The sequence below is a fragment of the Ochrobactrum sp. SFR4 genome (assembly GCF_019730395.1).
In the GTDB taxonomy this organism is placed as follows: Bacteria; Pseudomonadota; Alphaproteobacteria; order Rhizobiales; family Rhizobiaceae; genus Pseudochrobactrum.
On sequence record NZ_JAAPBB010001231.1, the window covers coordinates 1 to 243 of the forward strand.

The window sequence follows — 243 nt, forward strand, 5'->3', positions numbered from 1 at the left end:
GATCCAAATTCAATCACAGGCCGGTGGCAATCTTTCTGAGGCTCTCGGCAACCTGTCGCGGGTTTTACGCGACCGCAAGAAAATGGCTGCCAAGGTGCAAGCCATGTCTCAGGAAGCGAAAGCATCTGCTGCAATTATCGGCTCCCTCCCATTCTTCGTAGCCACAGTGATTTCTTTTATGAATCCGGGATATATCGGTCTGTTATTCACGACATTTCCCGGCAATGTTTTGCTGGTCATCTC

At 49.8% G+C, this 243-nt stretch carries 1 protein-coding gene; it reads left to right on the forward strand.

Annotation, left to right across the window (positions count from 1 at the left end; all coding sequences use genetic code 11):
* A partial coding sequence (locus HBA93_RS22955) for a type II secretion system F family protein (protein ID WP_221724768.1) occupies positions 1-243 on the forward strand: 243 nt, incomplete at both ends.